The sequence below is a fragment of the Kitasatospora sp. NPDC059577 genome (genome assembly GCF_042735475.1).
Lineage (GTDB): Bacteria > Actinomycetota > Actinomycetes > Streptomycetales > Streptomycetaceae > Kitasatospora.
Genome location: NZ_JBHWBZ010000051.1, coordinates 13,890 through 29,084 on the forward strand (window position 1 = coordinate 13,890; position 15,195 = coordinate 29,084).

A 15,195-nucleotide genomic window follows, 5' to 3' on the forward strand; every position below is an offset into this window, starting at 1 on the left:
TCACGAGGAGGTCCGATGAACATCCCCGGTCCCGAGCCCCAGCCGGACGGCGGGGTGGGCGCCATCGCGCGGGCGGGCGGACTGCACACCTACCAGCTGTGGCTGCACGCCGAGTTCGGGCCCGTCGTACGGTTCCAACTGCCCGGTGCCGAGACGGCCGTGTCGATCGCCGATCCGGTGCTGCTGGAGGCGACGGTCCGCCTCGACGAGCGGCCGGAGCGGCTGTTCTCCTTCCTGGACCCGCTGTTCGAGGCGGGCAACCTCCAGGTACTCCCGGCCGGGGAGCACGCCCGGTGGCGCCGGCTGTTGCTCACGGTCCTGGCCGGACGGCCCTCGCACGAACGGCACTTCGCCCGTTTCACCGCCCTGGCGACCGGACTCGCCGACCGCTGGGCCGCCCGGCCCGCCGACCGGCCGATCGAACTCCAGCGGGAGCTCACCGGGCTGTCCCTCCGGATGATCTGCGCCTTCGCGCTGGGCGGAGACGCCGACGGCCCGGACGGCGGCCCCGACGACCCGGACGGTGTGGTCGAAGCCTTCGACGTGGTCCTCACCGACCACCTGGAGCGCCTCTACCGGGTGCCGCCCGGGGCCGGCACAGCCCCGCCGCGGAACGCCGAACGGACCGCTCGGGCGCTCGCCCACCTGCGGGCGACGGTCGACCGGGTGATCGCGGCGCACCGCCCGGGCCTCCCCGGCGACCGCAGCGACCTCGTCGGCGCCCTCGTCGAGGCCGGCGAGCCCCCCGCGAGGATCCGCGACACCGTCCTCGCGGTGATGCTGGCCGCCCACCACACCACGGGCGTGGCCGTCTCCTGGACGTTGCACCTGCTCGGTGGGCATCCGGAGGCGGCCGCCCGCGTCGCCGGGGAACTCGACCGCGTCCTCGGCGACCGAGCCGCGCCGGACTACGCCGACCTGCGCCGGCTGCCCTACCTGGAGATGGTGCTCCGGGAGTCGCTGCGCCGCTGCCCGCCCGGCCCGTACGGCGCCCGGCTGACCCCGGAGCCGCTGGCCGTCGGCGGGTACGTGGTCCCCGCCGGGGCGGTGGTCTTCTACCCGTTCTGGGCCGTCCACCTGAACCCCGCGTACTGGCCCGAGCCGGAGCGGTTCCGGCCCGAGCGGTTCGGCGCGGAGGAGTCGGCGGGACGCCCGAGGCTGGCCTGGATCCCGTTCGGCGTGGGCCCGCGCGGCTGTGAGGGGGCCGGTCTGGCGACGGTGGAGGCCCTGTCGGTGCTGGCCGTCCTGCTCAAGCGCTTCCGCTTCCGGCCCGAGCCGGGCCACCGGGTGGTCCCGGTCGACCGCTTCGTCCTCCGGGCCGCCGACGACGTCCGCATGCGGGTGAGCCCGAGGACCGCGGCGGACGCCCCTTGAACGAGGTCCGTCACGGCGCCCCGCGCAGCCGCAGGACGTAGGTCGCGGTGAGCGCGACGGCCGGGTCCCCGTCATGCGTCAGACCGGCGAGGGCACCTGCCGCGGTGGCCCCCGGGATGTCCGCGAGGGCCTGGGTCAGCCGTCGGCGTGCCGAGGAGCCGGGGGCGGCGCGTGCGAGACAGTCGACGAGCCCGGTGGCGATCCGGTCCGCCGCGGCGGGGTCGGCCGCCAGCGCGCCGAGCGCGTCGGCCGCGTCGGCGTCGTTCCTCGCCCCGTCGACCATGTCGATGAGCGTGGGAACGGCGTCGGTCACGCCGCGGGCCCCGAGCGCCAGCGCCGCGTACCCCCGCACCACCGCGTCGGGGCCGGTGAGGGCGTCCCGCAGCAGTGCGGTCGCCGCGTCGTCCGCGATCTCGGCGATGGACCGGACGGCGCGTTCGCGCACCTCGGCCACGGGTGAGCCGAGGCCCTCCGCGAGCGGTGCCAGCGCGTCGGCGCCCGCCTGCGCGAGGGCCCAGCGGAGCGCCCCGGAGACGTTCGGGTCGGACTCGTTCAGCGCGGCCTCGGCCAACGCCTCCACCGGCACGGCGACGTCGTCCGCGGCGGACAGGGCCGCGCGCTGCCGCGCCCCGGGGCTCGTCGACTGCAACGCCTGGAGGAGCGAGACGATCCGGAGGACGTCCTCCCAGCCGGCGGGTCCGGCGGCGCCGATCCGCCGGAGCCGGGTGAGCAGTTCGGTCTCGGCCGCCATGCGGTCCAGCGTCCTTCGGATGAGGTCGTCGACGAGTTCCGAGGGCGCGAACCCGGGGTCGTCGAGCGCGCGCCCGACGTCACTCAACGACAGGCCCAGCGACCGCAGGCTCTCGATGTGGAAGATCCGCCGGATGTTCTCCTCGGAGTACTCCCGGTAGCCCGAGCCGGTGCGACCCGACGGCCGCACCAGGCCGAGCGATTCGTAGTGCCTGAGCATGCGGGCGCTGACCCCGGACCGCTGGGCGACGTCACCGATCAACACTGCCTACCGCTCCTCCCGGCCCGGCCCGCCGAGGACCGCGACGCGCTTGGCCTCCTCGACCGCGAGCTCGAATCCGGCGTCCGGGTCGCGCCGCAGCCGTTCCGTGGCGACCGCGTGCGCGCGCACGCCGGGGTCGGGATCCGTCGCCGCGGCGTCCACGGCCGGCACCGCCGCCTCCCCGAGCGCGATCAGCGCCCGGCTGAGGCTCAGTCGCGTCTCGCGCCCGCCGCGCCCGAGCTGCGTCGCCAACCCTACGGCCAGCCGGTGCTCCGCACCGTCGGGTACGAGCACGACCGCGGCCCGCCAGGCGCTGCGGGCCACGTCCTCGTCGGCGTCGGCCAGCAGCTCCGGCGTGACCACCGGCCACGCCCGCCGGTCCCCGATCTTGGACAGCGTGTGCAGGGCCTGGCTCCGCGCCTGCGCGCGCTCCGAGCGGACTTCGTCGACCAGCACCGGGACCGTCGCGGACGCCGAGTGGCGGGTGAGCGCCCACGTGAGCATCTCGCGCACGGAGAAGTCGGGTTCGACCGCGCACCGCTCGACGAGCGTTCCGACGGACCCCGGGTCCGGGGCCGTGCCGATCGCCAGCGCCGCCCGCAGCCGGACGGACGGGTCGTCGTTCTCCAAGCCCCGAAGGGCTCGCACCGTGGCGGTGTCCTTCGTCGTCATGGTCATCGGGACCACCTCCTCGGCCACAGTGAAGGCCTTGTCACGGTGTCAAGGTCAAGCGCCGCCACCGACCCACCGACCCACCGACCCGCTGACCCGACGTCCCGGCAGGCCCCCGACGGCCCGCTGACCCGCTGACCCGACGTCCCGGCAGGCCCCCGACGGCCCGACGGCCCGAAGCCGACCGCCTAGCCCAGCCGCACGTCCTCCGCCACCACGACCTCGCCGAGGCGCGGGAAGTCCAGCTCCACCGCCGCCCGGTGCTCCTCCGCCGTGAGCCCGGTCATCGCGTCCTCGACGAACACCAGCTCGTACCCGTGGTCGGCGGCGGCGCGGGCGCTCGACTCCACCCCGAGGTTGGTGGCGATCCCGGCGAACACCAGGGTCTCCACGCCCCGTGCCCGGAGCAGTTCGTGCAGGCCGGTGCCCTGGAAGGCGCCGATGGTGCGCTTGACCACGATCTCGTCGGCCACCGCCTCGACCTCCGCGAGCAGGTCGCTCCCGGGCGGCTGCTCGGCGACGTTCGGCCGCTCGACCCGAACGGCGACGACCGGGGCCCCGGCGGCCCGGAAGGTCCGGGCGAGCTCCAGCGAGGTCGCGACCACCTCCGAACCGGCGTGCGGCGCGAGCGGGTTGGCGACGATCCGGTCCATCAGGTCGATCAGGACCAGGGCCGTGCTGCGGGGATCAAGGGCGGTCATGGCGCCAACCTAGCCCATCCTCCGCGCCGGCCGGCCTCGCTTCCCTCGCCGCCCCTGCTTCCCTCTCCGGAGCCGGCTCCCCCGCCGGACCGGGCTCCCCCTCCGGAGCCCGCTCGCCCGTCTCCCGGGCGATCTCCGCCCGGAACCCCTCGACCAGCACGCGCAGCCCGTACTCGAAGTCGGCGTCGTGGTCGGTCATCCGCAGCACGTCGGCCGCCTCGCGCAACAGCGGCAGCCCGCGCAGTGCATCGTCCGGGAACGGCGGCCGCTCCTGGCTCTCGGCGTCCTGCTGCCAGGCCTGCTCCTCGGTGACCCAGCCCATGACGTACCGGTCGACGGTCAGCAGCAGCCGCAGGGCCGTGCGCGGCCGCAGGCCGGCCGTGCAGAGGGCGCTCAGCTGGGCCTCCACGGCCGGGAGTTCGTCCTCGGTGGGCAGGGTGCCGGCGTGCACCCGGGCACCGTCGCGGTAGGCGAGCAGGGCGTGGCGCTTGGCCCGGGCGTCGGCGGCGATCCACTCCGGCCAGCGGTCCGGGCCGGGCTCGCGGTCCGGCGGGAGGGCCTCGGCGAGCATCGCCTCGGCCATCAGGTCGAGCAGCTCCCGCTTGCTCTTGAAGTGCCAGTACAGCGCCGGCGACTGGACGCCGAGTTCGCGGGCGAGCCGTCGGGTGGTCAGCCCTTCGATGCCCTCCTCGTTCAGCAGGCGCAGCGCGGTGCGCACCACCTCGTCGCGTTGCAGCGCCATCCGTTCGGCCTCCCGGTTAATCGCTTGCCAGGCCCACCTTATCGCCGATAAGTTCCCGAGCTGGAATTTATCAGCGATAAGGACCGGCCGCCGCCGCGCCACCGGCGCGCCACGCGTCGGCCACGAAGGGACCAACGCCCGCATGACCTCCGCCCCCGACCGTTTCCGGTCCCGGCTGCTCCCGGACACCGCGCCCTGGCGGTCCTCCCGGGACTTCCGCCTGACCTGGACCGCCGGCACGGTCACCCTGTTCGGCTCGATCTTCACGATGACGGCGATCCCCCTGCAGATCGCCGACCTCACCGGCTCGCCGTGGGCCGTGGGCGCGGTCGGCGCGGTCGAACTCGTGCCCGCCGTCCTGTTCGGCCTGTACGGCGGCGTCCTCGCGGACCGCGCGGACCGCCGCACGGTGGCCCTGGTCTCCGAGGTCGCCCTGGCCGCGCTCAGCGCCCTGCTGCTGGCCGACGCGCTGCTCGACACCCCCGCCGTCTGGCCGCTCTACGTCGCCGCCGGACTGGCGGCGGCCCTGCAGGGCGTCCAGCAGCCCGCGGTGGAGGCGATGGTCCCGCGGCTGGTGCCGCACGACCAGCTGGTGGCGGCGGGCGCCCTGCTCTCGCTGCGTTGGAGCGTCGGCGGGGTGGTGGGCCCGGCCGCCGCCGGGCTGCTGATCGCGACGGCCGGAGTGCCGGCGGCCTTCCTCGTCGACCTCGGCACCTTCCTGCTCTCGATCGCCCTGCTCGCCCGGGTCCGGCCCGTCCCGTCGGAGCGGGACGCCGAGAAGCCGCGGCTGGGCGCGTTCGTCGAGGGCGCCCGGTACGCCGCTCGGCGGCCCGATCTGATCGGCACCTACCTGGCCGACCTCGCGGCCACCGTCTTCGCCCTGCCCACCGCGCTGTTCCCGTTCCTGGCCGTGGAGCTGAACGCGACGTGGGCGCTCGGCCTGTTCTACTCGGCCGGTGCGGTGGGCAGCCTGATCGCCGCGGCGACGAGCGGCTGGACCGGGCGGGTGCACCGGCACGGCCGGCCGGTCGTGCTCTCCGCCGCCCTGGTCGGTGCCACGACGGCCGCGGCCGCCTTCGCCCCGGGCCCGTGGACCGTGCTGCTCTGCCTCGTCGTCGCCGGCAGCGCGCACTGGATCGGCGACACCTTCCGCAGCGCGATCTGGAACCAGTCCGTACCGGACGGGCTCCGGGGTCGCGCCGCCGGGTGGGAGATGCTGATCGGCGCGGCCGGGCCCGCCCTGGGCGACCTGCGGGCCGGCGGTCTCGCCGCCCGGCAGGGCATCCGGGCCGCGCTGCGCACCGGCGGCCTGCTCTGCTTCGGCAGCGCCGCCGTGCTGTCCGCCGCGGTTCCCGCACTCTGGCGCTACGACCAGCGCGAGCACCGCGTCAGGTCGGCCACCGACACCTCCACCGCCCCCTCCGCGGAGCCGCTCACCGGGCCCGCCCCTTGACGCGCCGCACCGTCGGCACCATCGACCGCCGACCACCCACGTCCAGAGCCGGAGCCCCGGACCGAAGACCCGAGCCCCCACCCCATGCCCCGAGTCCGAGTCCGCACCCGGCACCCGGCACCCCAAGCCCCGCGCCCCAAGCCCCGATCACCGTACGCACATCTCCCGATCGCCGCCTCACCGGATCGCAGCACGGCCCGTACGTGCTCGACCCGTCCGTGTCCAGGGCGTCGTGGCGTGAATGCGCCACTCCCGGCGCGCAACCGTTGACCGTCCGCCCCTCCCGACGGTTGGCTCACCCCGAGCCGGCCGCCGGGGAGTTCGGCGCCACCGCCGACGCGGCACGGCCGATCCCAGGGGAGGGAACCAGATGACCCGCTTCCGCCGCCCACTGCGCGCGGCCTGCATCCTCGCGGCCACCGCACTCGCCGTCGCCGGTGCCGCACCCGCGCAGGCCACCCCGTCCCGGCCCGGCCGGCCGACCCCCCGGACCGAACGGGTGTCCGTCGGCCTCGGCCAGGCCCAGCCCGACGGCGCCTCACAGGCCGGTGGTCTGAGCGCCGACGGCCGCTACGCCGTCTTCACCTCGGACGCCACCAACCTGGTCCCCGGTGACACCAACGGAAAGTCCGACGTCTTCGTCCGCGACCTGTGGACCGGCCGCACCGAGCGGGTCGACACCGGCCCGGACGGCGCACAGGCCGACGGCGCCTCCTACGAGGCCACGATCAGCGGCAACGGCCGCTACGTGGCGTTCAGCTCCTCCGCCACCAACCTCGCGCCCGGCGCGGTCCTCGGCGCCCAGGACGTCTACGTCCACGACCGCTGGACCGGCGGGACCAGGCTGGTCTCCACCGCCAGGACCCCGGGGGCGCCGCAGCCGAACAAGGTGTCCGCCCAGCCCTCGATCAGCTGGGACGGCCTCACCGTCGCCTACCAGTCCAACCGCAGCGACCTCGCCCCCGGGACGGTCACCTGGTTCGGCGGCAACATCTACGTCTCCGACCTACGCACCGGCACGACGGCCCTGGTCAGCGTCGGCGCGGACGGCAAGGAGGCGGACGCCTCCTCCACCGACCCCGAGATCAGCGCCGACGGCAGCACCGTCGTCTTCATCTCCAAGGCCACCAACATCATCGGCGCGGGCCGGCCCGACGCCCTCTCCCCGGACGCGGTCGCCCGGCTCGCCGCCGGCTCCGACGCGGAGTTCACCGCCGACACCCTGCAGCCGAACGTCCGACAGGGCGTCCGGCAGGATGTCCGACCGAACGTCCGCCAGGATGTCCGGTCCGATGACAAGGCGAACATCCTCAAGCCGCGCACCTACCCGCTGTACGTCCGCGACCTGCGCGCCGCGCGGACCCGCCTGGCCAGCCCGGACGGCAGCGGCGGCTACCGGGGCGTGGTCAACCCCTCGATCAGCCCGGACGGCCGCTACGCCGTCTACTCCTCCTGGGTCCTGCACGGCGACAGCGAGTGGGACCGCCACTTCGAGGTCTACGCCCGCGACCTCGCGCTGGGCACCGAGACGCTGGTCAGCGTCGGCCTGCCCGGGACGAAGACCACCGCGGGCTCCTACGCCGGCCGGATGACGGCGGACGACCGCTGGGTCTTCTTCTCCTCGGAGGCGGACAACCTCGTCCCCGGCGACACCGACCAGGCCTCGGACGTCTTTCGCCGCGACCTGTGGACCGGCCGCACCGAGCGGGTCGACCTGGCGGACGACGGCTCCCAGGGCGCCGGCTCGGACGCCCCGTTCGTCGACGCCTTCGGCACCGCGGTGGTGTTCACCTCGTCCGACGGCTCCCTCGTCCCCGGTGACACCAACCACGTCCCGGACGTCTTCCTCCGCCGTCTGCCACTGGTCTGACACCCGGTCCGGCGGCTCCGGCCGGACTCCCGACCCCGATCAGGACGGCCCTCACGGCGTGAGCGGCCGCTCCGAGGCCCGGATCGGCGACGGGAGTTCGGTCCGCCCCCGCAGGTAGCGGTCCACCGCGGCAGCGGCCGCCCGACCCTCGGCGATCGCCCAGACGACGAGGGACTGTCCGCGCCCGGCGTCGCCCGCCACGAAGACGCCCTCCGCCGCGGTGCCGAAGCCGTCGTCCCTGGCCAGGGCGCCCTCCGGCCCGATGGCGAGGCCGAGTTGGGCGAACAGCCGCTGGTCCGGTTCCGGCCCGGTGAAGCCCAGGGCAAGCAGCACGAGCTGCGCCGGGAGGGTCTGCTCGGTGCCGGGCCGCGGGCTGCGGTCGGCGGGTTCGGTCTCGGCGAAGCGGACGGCGGCGAGCCGGCCGTCCGGGCCCGCTTCGAAGCCCACGGTGGTCGCCGCGAACACCCTGGGCCCGGCTGCGACGGCGCCGGACTCCTCGTGCGAGGTGGTCTCCCGGTACACCTTGGGGTGGACCGGCCAGGGCTGCCCGGGTGCCCGGCGCTCCGGCGGGCGCGGGTTGATGTCCAACTGGGTGACGGAGGCGGCGCGCTGGCGCAGCGCCGTGCCCAGGCAGTCGGCCGCCGTGTCCCCGCCTCCGACGATCACCACGTGGCGGCCCTCGGCGGAGACCGGCGAGGCCGGGCAGTCGCCCTCGTCCGTCCGGTTCGCCCAGGTCAGGTAGTCCATCGCCTGGTGCACCCCGGCCAGTTCGCGTCCGGGCACCGGCAGTTCCCGGCAGGCGGTGGCGCCCACCGCGACGACCAACGCGTCGTACCCGGACCGCAGTTCCTCCCCGGGCACGTCCCGGCCGACCCACACCCCGGTGCGGAAGTCGGTGCCCTCGGCCCGCAGCTGGTCGAGCCGGCGTTCCAGCCGGTGCTTCTCCAACCGGAACGGCGGGATGCCGTACCGCAGCAGTCCACCCGCGCGGTCGGCCCGCTCGTAGACCGTGGTGGCGTGTCCGGCCCGGGTCAGCTGCTGGGCGGCGGCCAGCCCGGCCGGGCCCGACCCGATCACCGCGACCCGCCGCCCGGCGTCGCGCCCACCGCCCCGCCCGGGCGGCAGGGGGCCGTCCCAGCCCTCCTCCCAGGCCCGGTCGGCGATCGCCAGCTCCACGTTCTTGATGGTCACCGCGGCTCCGCCGATCGCCAGGACACAGGCGCTCTCGCAGGGCGCCGGGCAGAGCCGCCCGGTGAACTCCGGGAAGTTGTTCGTGGCCAGCAGCCGGGCCGCCGCGGCCCGCCAGTCGTCTGCCGCCACCAGCCGGTTCCAGTCCGGCACCAGGTTCCCCAACGGGCAGGCGCTGTGGCAGAAGGGCAGTCCGCAGTCCATGCACCGCTCCGCCTGCCCGCCGACCACGGGCAGCAGTGCCCCCGGCCGGTACACCTCCCGCCGGTCCCCCAGCCGGTCCCGGGCGTCCCGCCGCGCCCGCTCCGCACGGGGGGTGGTGAAGAAGGCCATCCGGTCTGCCATCGCGGCCTCCGGCAGGGCGTGCCGACACTGACCCGGCGGCCCGCCCGGCGGCACGCCACCGTGTGGCCACCGTACGCCCGCGAAGCAGCACGCGAAAGCGGCGACCGGACGTACCCGTCCGACCGGCTCCACCGACCCGCCCCGGGCCGTCGTGAGCACGCCAGGGAGAATCCTCGTCATGACCCACACCGTGCTGATCGCCGAGGACGACCGGGCCATCCGCGACTCGCTCGTCCGCGCGCTGATGCTGGAGGGCTACCGGGTGCGGATCGCCACGAACGGCACCCAGACCCTGGCCGTCCTCGCCGAACAGCGCCCGGACGTCCTGCTGCTCGACGTGATGATGCCCGAGCCGGACGGCCTGGAGGTCTGCCGCCGGCTGCGCGCCGCCGGCGACCGCACCCCGGTGCTGATGCTCACCGCCCGGGTCGAGGTCCCGGACCGGATCGCCGGGCTCGACGCCGGTGCCGACGACTACCTGGTCAAGCCCTTCGACGTACACGAGCTGTTCGCCCGGCTGCGCGCCCTGCTGCGTCGCCACGAGCCGACGCCCACGACCGGGGGCCCGCCCGTCGTCGAGGTCCTGACCGTCGCCGACCTGCGGATCGAGCCGCCCGCCCGGCGGGCCTGGCGGGACGGCGAGGAGCTGGAGCTGTCCCGCACCGAGTTCGATCTGCTGGAGCTGCTGACCCGGCACGCCGGCGCCGTCCTCGACCAGGCCACCCTGTACGAGCGGATCTGGGGCTACGACTTCGGACCCGGCTCGAAGAACCTCGCCGTCTTCATCGGCTACCTGCGCCGCAAGCTCGACCGCCCCGGCATGCTCCCGTTGATCCACACCGTCCGCGGCGTCGGCTACACGCTGCGCGAGCCGTGACCGGCCAGGCACGCCGCCCGCGCCTGCCGCGCCCGGGCCTGCACGCCGCTCTCTCGCTCGCCTTCGCCGCGATCGCCGCCCTGGTCGCCGTGCTGATCGGCGCCCTCGGCTACCACGCCGCCGCCCGGCTGATCCGCGACGACGAGACCGCCGACTTCGGCGCGGCCGTCGCCTCCGTCGACCGGCAGGTCGAACAGGAGGTCCTCTTCCCGGGCGACTTCGCCGGCCCCAGCGGCCTGAGCGACGACCTGCTGCGCCCGATCCGGGTGACCTCGCAGGCGCTCGACCCCGATGCCCGGGTGCTCCCCGGCACCGCCCGGCTCGACCTGCCGTCGACCCCGGAGGACCTCCGACTCGCCCGGTCCGACGAGCCGGGCCGCACCGCGACCGGGCTGCGCGTCCTGCACGGCGACACCCTCCGGGTGGGCGTCGTCTCGCTCGGCGGCCACCGGGGCGCGGTCCAGATCATCCAGCAGGTCGGTCCGACCGAGCACCTGCTGGCCGTGCTGCGGATCCGCACCGCCCTCCTGGTGGCGATGGTCGCGGTGCTCGCGGGCGGGGCGGGCTGGCTGCTGGCCCGGGGGATCTCGGGCCGGCTGGTCCGGCTCACCGCCGCGGCCGAACTGGTCGCCGCCAGCGGCCGGTTGGACGTCCCGGTGCCCGCCGCCGGTACGGACGAGGTGGGCAGGCTCGGCCGTGCCTTCGACCGGATGCTGGTCCGGCTCGCCACCGCCAAGGAGAACCAGCGCCGTCTCGTCCAGGACGCCGGGCACGAGCTGCGCACCCCGCTGACCAGCCTGCGCACCAATCTCGCGGTGCTCCCCGCCCTGGACCGGCTGCCGCCCTCCGAGCGCGCCGCGTTGATGGCCGATCTGGCCGAGGAGGCGAGGGAGTTGACCCAGCTGGTGGAGGAGCTGGTGGCGCTGGCCGCGGACCGCCGGGCGGACGAGCTGCCGACCGAGGTGGTCCTGGCCGATGTGGTCCGCGGGGCCGCCGCCCAGGCCGGGCGGCGCAGCGACCGGGAGATCCTGGTGGACGCGGACGACACCGTGGTCACCGCCCGCCCCGACGCGCTGGCCCGCGCGGTGGGGAACCTGCTCGACAACGCCGCCAAGTTCGACCCGGCCGGCGCGGGCCCGATCGAGGTGGTGGTGCGCGGCCCACGGGTGGAGGTGCGCGACCGCGGCCCGGGCATCGACGAGGCCGACCTCGACCGGGTCTTCGACCGCTTCTACCGGGCCACCGCCGCCCGCAGCCTGCCCGGTTCCGGGCTGGGCCTGGCGATCGTGCACGAGGTGGCCAGGTCGCACGGCGGCGCCGCGTTCGCCGCCAACCGGGAGGGCGGCGGTGCGGTGATCGGCTTCACCCTCGGCGACTGACGGACGCGGACGGGCCCGGTGCGCGGAAGCGGCACCGGGCCCCGACGGACGTCAAGCCCGGACGAACATCAGGCCCCGACGGACGTCAAACCCCGACGGATGTCATCAGCCCCCGCCCGAGCCAGTCGGACTCGTCCTTCACACCCGGCAGGACGAAGAAGTACCCGCCACCCGTCGGCGAGATGTAGTCCACCAGCGGCTCGCCGATCAGCCTGGTCTGGGTGGCCTCGAACTGCCGCACCACGTCCTGCTGGTAGCAGCAGAACACCAGGCCCATGTCCAGGTTGCCCGCCTTGTCGACGCCCCGGTCGTAGTTGAAGCCGCGGCGCAGGATGCGCGAGTCGTCGGTGTCGGAGGTGCGCGGGTTGGCGAGGCGGATGTGCGCGTCGAGCGGGATCGCCTTGCCGTCCGGGTCCTTGGCGTAGTCCGGCGCGTCGGTCTCCTGGTGGCCGTCGAGCGGCGCGCCGGTGTCGCGGCGGCGGCCGAACATCTTCTCCTGCTCGGTGAGGGTGACCCGGTCCCAGAACTCGATGAGCATCCGGATGATCCGGATCACCTGGTAGCTGCCGCCGACGGCCCAGGCGGGCTCGCCCGTCGCACCGTTCACCCAGATCAGCCGGTCCATCTCCCGGGCCGACCCGGTGTCCGGGTTGACGATCCCGTCCTTGAAGCCGAGCAGGTTGCGCTGGGCGCCGTCGGGGCGGGACTGGTTCTGGAAGCCGTCGATCCGCCAGAGGATCTGCATCGCACCGCGGGTGTGCCGGGTGATGTCGCGCAGCGCGTGCAGCACGGTGTCCTGGCGGTCGGCGCAGATCTGCAGCGAGAGGTCGCCGTGCAGTTCGGCGGCCTGCAGGTTGTCGTTGGGGAAGGTCTTCATCGGCGTCAGCTTGAGCGGCTTGGCCTTGGCCAGCCCGTAGCGGTCGTCGAAGAGCGAGGCGCCGACGCCGACGGTGACGGTCAGGTTGTCGGTGGGGACGGTGGGGCCCAGGATGCCGCTGTCCGCGGGCGGCGCGCCGACACCGGCGTCGGGCGGGGTGCCGCCGGCGGTGAGGAAGCGGATCCGCTCGGTCAGGGTCTTCAGCAGGCCTTCGAGTCCGGTGCGGTCCTGGGCGATCACCTGGCAGGAGACGAAGGCCGCGTAGCCGGGGGCCGGGGTGGTGATCCCGGCCTGGTGGGCGCCGTGGAACGGCACCGCCCCGCCCTTCGTCGGGTGGGCGTCCCCCGCGGCGGCCGGACCGGCGGCGAGGGTGAGGCCGCCGCCGGCGAGCACGGCCGCGCCGGCACCGGCGCCGAGCGCGGCCCGGACGAAGCTGCGCCGGGCCGGTCCGGCCGGACAGCCGCTCTCCGCGGGAGCCGCCGGAGCTGCGGGAGCCCCGGAAGCCGGGGCGACGGCCTGGGCGGCGTGCGGGAACGGGCAGGAGCCGGCGGCTGCGGTGTGGTCGGTCATCAGGCGGCCTTCCGGATCTCGAGCAGGGCGGGAATGGGGGCGAGGTCCTCCAGCAGCTGGCCGGTGGCACCGTTGAGCTGACGGCGGGTGTCGGCGGGCAGCCGGTCGACCGGGGTCCAGCCGTCGGGCGTGCGGGCGGCGGCGACGAGGTCGCCGACCCGCTTCATCCCGGCGTTCACCCGGACCGACAGCTGCGGGTCCCGGTCGTCGAGCAGCGGCTGCAGCAGGGTCAGCAGTTCCTGGGTGCCCGCCAGGTTGGCCTGGGCGGTGGCCAGGTTGGTGCCGCTGCCCATGTCGGTGTCACCGGTCAGCTCGAACTGGAGGGTGTTCTCCAGGATCTCGTGGGCGCGCAGCGGCAGGTCGGCCGGGTCGAAGTCCTGGGCCGGGAAGTCGTGCACCAGCTTGGCGACGTTCTGCGCCAGCTCGTCCGCGACGGGCGTCAGGTCGGCGGCGGACTGGCCGTGCCAGAGGCCGTACTCCAGGCGCAGGAAGCCGGTGAAGCCCGGGTCCCGGTACTTGTCGGCGAGGCCGTCCGGGCGTCCGTCGATCTTGCCGTCGAGGTCGGCGAAGGTGCCGTAGGCGGCGCCGAGCGAGGCGTATTGCAGGTGTGCGGTGAGCCAGTCGGTCCTGGCGGTGGCGAGGTCGCCGGAGTGCACGTCGGCCTGCAGCTTCTGGGTCTGCGTCATGAGGGTCGCGAGGCCCTGCTCGACGTACGCCTTGTAGCTGTCGAGCGGGCCCTTGAGGTCGTCCTCGGAGACCGGCTTGACGGCCTTGGCCTCGCTGCCGCCGGCGATGTGCACGGCGGCGGAGGTGACGGCGTTCCCGCCGGTGGGAACGCAGCGCCAGGCGTAGTCGCCCGAGCCGATGGTGGCGGTGAGCGCCCGGGTGGTGCCGGGGGCCAGACCCTCGACCTCGCCGTAGACCGCGCCGGTGCCCGGGTCGACCAGGTACACCTCGGAGACCTTGTCACCGGTGTTGTGCATCTGGAAGACCTGCTGGCCGGGCTGCGGGGTGCCGAAGCCCCGGCCGCAGTCCCGCTCGGAGACGGTGACGGTGGCGGAGCCGTTCTGCTTGCCGTCGCCGAGTGCGATCACGGCGCCGGCCACCACGACCGGGACGGCGACCAGGGCGGTCGGCAGCACCCAGCGCGGACGGCCGGGGCGCACCGGCCCGGCCTGCTCCCCGGCGGGCGCCGCGGTCGCGTCGTCCTTCGCGTCGTTCCCGGCTTCCTTCCCGGCGCCGTTCCCGGCGTCCTTCGCAGCGTCCTTCGCGGGCGCCGGAGCACCCGCACCGCCGCGGACGCCCTCGATGAACATCGTCATCACCACGCCCAGGTACGCGACGTACCCGACGACCTGCAGCACCGTCATGGTGACGGTCAGGTTGAGCGTGCCCTGGACGAGGGTGGCGTACCAGGACGAGGCGTCCAGGTGCCCGCTCAGGTCGAAGGCGTACGTGCTGCCGCCGCCGACCAGGCCGGACTCCTGCAGGTCGCGCAGGCCGTAGCCGAGCACGCCCGCCGCCACGACGATCAGCCCGGCCCCGGTGACGGTGAAGAACCGGGTGAGGTTCATCTTCAGCGCCCGCCGGTACAGGCCCCAGCACAGTCCGGTGGAGAGCACCAGGCCGACGGCCGCGCCGAGCAGCGGGCCGGTGGACTCCCCGGCGGTGCGCACGTTGGTCCACAGGAAGAGCGAGGTCTCCAGGCCCTCGCGGGCGACCGCGAGGAAGCTGGTGAGGACCAGTGCGCCGGCGCCCACCGCCAGCGAGGCCTGGACCTTCTCCTTCAGTTCGGCGGAGAGGGTGCGCGCCGAGCGGCGCATCCAGAACACCATCGCGGTGACGAAGCCGACCGCGATCAGGCTGAGCACCCCGCCGAACGCCTCCTGGGCGTGGCCGGAGAGGTTGGCGGCGGTGAAGGTGAGCACGGCGCCGAAGCTCAGGCTCAGCGCCACGGCCGCCGCGACGCCGGTCCACACCTGGGGCAGCCGGGCCTTCTGACCCGCCCGGACCAGTGTGGCGACCAGGATCGACACGATCAGTCCGGCTTCCAGACCCTCGCGCAACCCGATCAGGAAGCTGGGAAACGCCTCATCCCACATGCAGCGGGCTCCTCCCCCGGGCCGCCCCGGGCC

At 75.0% G+C, this 15,195-nt stretch carries 12 protein-coding genes; 5 read left to right on the forward strand and 7 right to left on the reverse strand.

The features are described from left to right. The first annotated feature begins 15 nt into the window (after positions 1-15). Positions 16-1,374, forward strand: coding sequence for a cytochrome P450 (locus ACFV0O_RS30385; RefSeq protein WP_380346888.1), 1,359 nt, complete (start codon positions 16-18; stop codon positions 1,372-1,374). A gap of 10 nt (positions 1,375-1,384) precedes the next feature. On the opposite strand, the gene ACFV0O_RS30390 is transcribed toward ACFV0O_RS30385, so the two are convergent. From ACFV0O_RS30390 to ACFV0O_RS30405, 4 genes are all read right to left on the reverse strand, one after another. Further along, positions 1,385-2,389, reverse strand: coding sequence for a MerR family transcriptional regulator (locus ACFV0O_RS30390; protein ID WP_380346890.1), 1,005 nt, complete (start codon positions 2,387-2,389; stop codon positions 1,385-1,387). A gap of 3 nt (positions 2,390-2,392) precedes the next feature. Then, positions 2,393-3,064, reverse strand: a complete 672-nt coding sequence (locus ACFV0O_RS30395) for a HEAT repeat domain-containing protein (protein WP_380346892.1) — start codon at positions 3,062-3,064, stop codon at positions 2,393-2,395. Between the two features lie 182 nt (positions 3,065-3,246). After that, positions 3,247-3,759 (reverse strand): isochorismatase family protein, encoded by a 513-nt coding sequence (locus tag ACFV0O_RS30400; protein ID WP_380346893.1) that lies wholly within the window; start codon positions 3,757-3,759, stop codon positions 3,247-3,249. Next, complete coding sequence (locus tag ACFV0O_RS30405) at positions 3,746-4,501, reverse strand: TetR/AcrR family transcriptional regulator C-terminal domain-containing protein (RefSeq protein WP_380346895.1); 756 nt, start codon at positions 4,499-4,501, stop codon at positions 3,746-3,748. Before ACFV0O_RS30405 ends, ACFV0O_RS30400 begins: the two co-directional genes overlap by 14 nt. A 142-nt stretch (positions 4,502-4,643) precedes the next feature. On the opposite strand from ACFV0O_RS30405, the gene ACFV0O_RS30410 reads away from it, so the two are divergent. Together ACFV0O_RS30410 and ACFV0O_RS30415 are read left to right on the forward strand one after the other, a co-directional pair. After that, positions 4,644-5,954 (forward strand): MFS transporter, encoded by a 1,311-nt coding sequence (locus tag ACFV0O_RS30410; RefSeq protein WP_380346896.1) that lies wholly within the window; start codon positions 4,644-4,646, stop codon positions 5,952-5,954. Positions 5,955-6,324: 370 nt separating this feature from the next. Next, positions 6,325-7,824: a hypothetical protein gene (locus tag ACFV0O_RS30415; protein ID WP_380346898.1), complete on the forward strand. Its 1,500-nt coding sequence runs from the start codon at positions 6,325-6,327 to the stop codon at positions 7,822-7,824. 51 nt (positions 7,825-7,875) lie between these two features. Here ACFV0O_RS30415 and ACFV0O_RS30420 read toward each other — a convergent pair whose 3' ends face one another. Continuing rightward, the gene (locus ACFV0O_RS30420; protein ID WP_380346899.1) at positions 7,876-9,357 is read right to left on the reverse strand and encodes a glutamate synthase subunit beta; all 1,482 of its coding nucleotides are present in this window, start codon (positions 9,355-9,357) and stop codon (positions 7,876-7,878) included. A gap of 178 nt (positions 9,358-9,535) precedes the next feature. On the opposite strand from ACFV0O_RS30420, the gene ACFV0O_RS30425 reads away from it, so the two are divergent. Together ACFV0O_RS30425 and ACFV0O_RS30430 are read left to right on the forward strand one after the other, a co-directional pair. After that, positions 9,536-10,234, forward strand: a complete 699-nt coding sequence (locus tag ACFV0O_RS30425) for a response regulator transcription factor (protein WP_380346901.1) — start codon at positions 9,536-9,538, stop codon at positions 10,232-10,234. After that, positions 10,231-11,613, forward strand: coding sequence for an ATP-binding protein (locus tag ACFV0O_RS30430; protein WP_380346903.1), 1,383 nt, complete (start codon positions 10,231-10,233; stop codon positions 11,611-11,613). Before ACFV0O_RS30425 ends, ACFV0O_RS30430 begins: the two co-directional genes overlap by 4 nt. A gap of 85 nt (positions 11,614-11,698) precedes the next feature. Here the strand turns inward: ACFV0O_RS30430 and efeB are convergent, their stop codons facing one another. Together efeB and efeU are read right to left on the reverse strand one after the other, a co-directional pair. Then, complete coding sequence (gene efeB, locus ACFV0O_RS30435) at positions 11,699-13,060, reverse strand: iron uptake transporter deferrochelatase/peroxidase subunit (RefSeq protein WP_380346905.1); 1,362 nt, start codon at positions 13,058-13,060, stop codon at positions 11,699-11,701. Then, on the reverse strand, positions 13,060-15,162 hold the full coding sequence (efeU, locus tag ACFV0O_RS30440; RefSeq protein ID WP_380346907.1) for an iron uptake transporter permease EfeU: 2,103 nt from the start codon (positions 15,160-15,162) through the stop codon (positions 13,060-13,062). The genes efeB and efeU overlap by 1 nt, the downstream gene beginning before the upstream one ends. Positions 15,163-15,195: the final 33 nt, after the last annotated feature.

What these genes read in the sequence shown, in the direction of transcription:
- ACFV0O_RS30400 (WP_380346893.1), bottom strand. Translation starts at nt 3,759, where the DNA reads ATGACCGCCCTTGATCCCCGCAGCACGGCCCTGGTCCTGATCGACCTG.
- ACFV0O_RS30410 (WP_380346896.1), top strand. Translation starts at nt 4,644, where the DNA reads ATGACCTCCGCCCCCGACCGTTTCCGGTCCCGGCTGCTCCCGGACACC.
- ACFV0O_RS30415 (WP_380346898.1), top strand. Translation starts at nt 6,325, where the DNA reads ATGACCCGCTTCCGCCGCCCACTGCGCGCGGCCTGCATCCTCGCGGCC.
- efeB (WP_380346905.1), bottom strand. Translation starts at nt 13,060, where the DNA reads ATGACCGACCACACCGCAGCCGCCGGCTCCTGCCCGTTCCCGCACGCC.
- efeU (WP_380346907.1), bottom strand. Translation starts at nt 15,162, where the DNA reads ATGTGGGATGAGGCGTTTCCCAGCTTCCTGATCGGGTTGCGCGAGGGT.
- ACFV0O_RS30385 (WP_380346888.1), top strand. Translation starts at nt 16, where the DNA reads ATGAACATCCCCGGTCCCGAGCCCCAGCCGGACGGCGGGGTGGGCGCC.
- ACFV0O_RS30425 (WP_380346901.1), top strand. Translation starts at nt 9,536, where the DNA reads ATGACCCACACCGTGCTGATCGCCGAGGACGACCGGGCCATCCGCGAC.
- ACFV0O_RS30420 (WP_380346899.1), bottom strand. Translation starts at nt 9,357, where the DNA reads ATGGCAGACCGGATGGCCTTCTTCACCACCCCCCGTGCGGAGCGGGCG.
- ACFV0O_RS30395 (WP_380346892.1), bottom strand. Translation starts at nt 3,064, where the DNA reads ATGACCATGACGACGAAGGACACCGCCACGGTGCGAGCCCTTCGGGGC.
- ACFV0O_RS30405 (WP_380346895.1), bottom strand. Translation starts at nt 4,501, where the DNA reads ATGGCGCTGCAACGCGACGAGGTGGTGCGCACCGCGCTGCGCCTGCTG.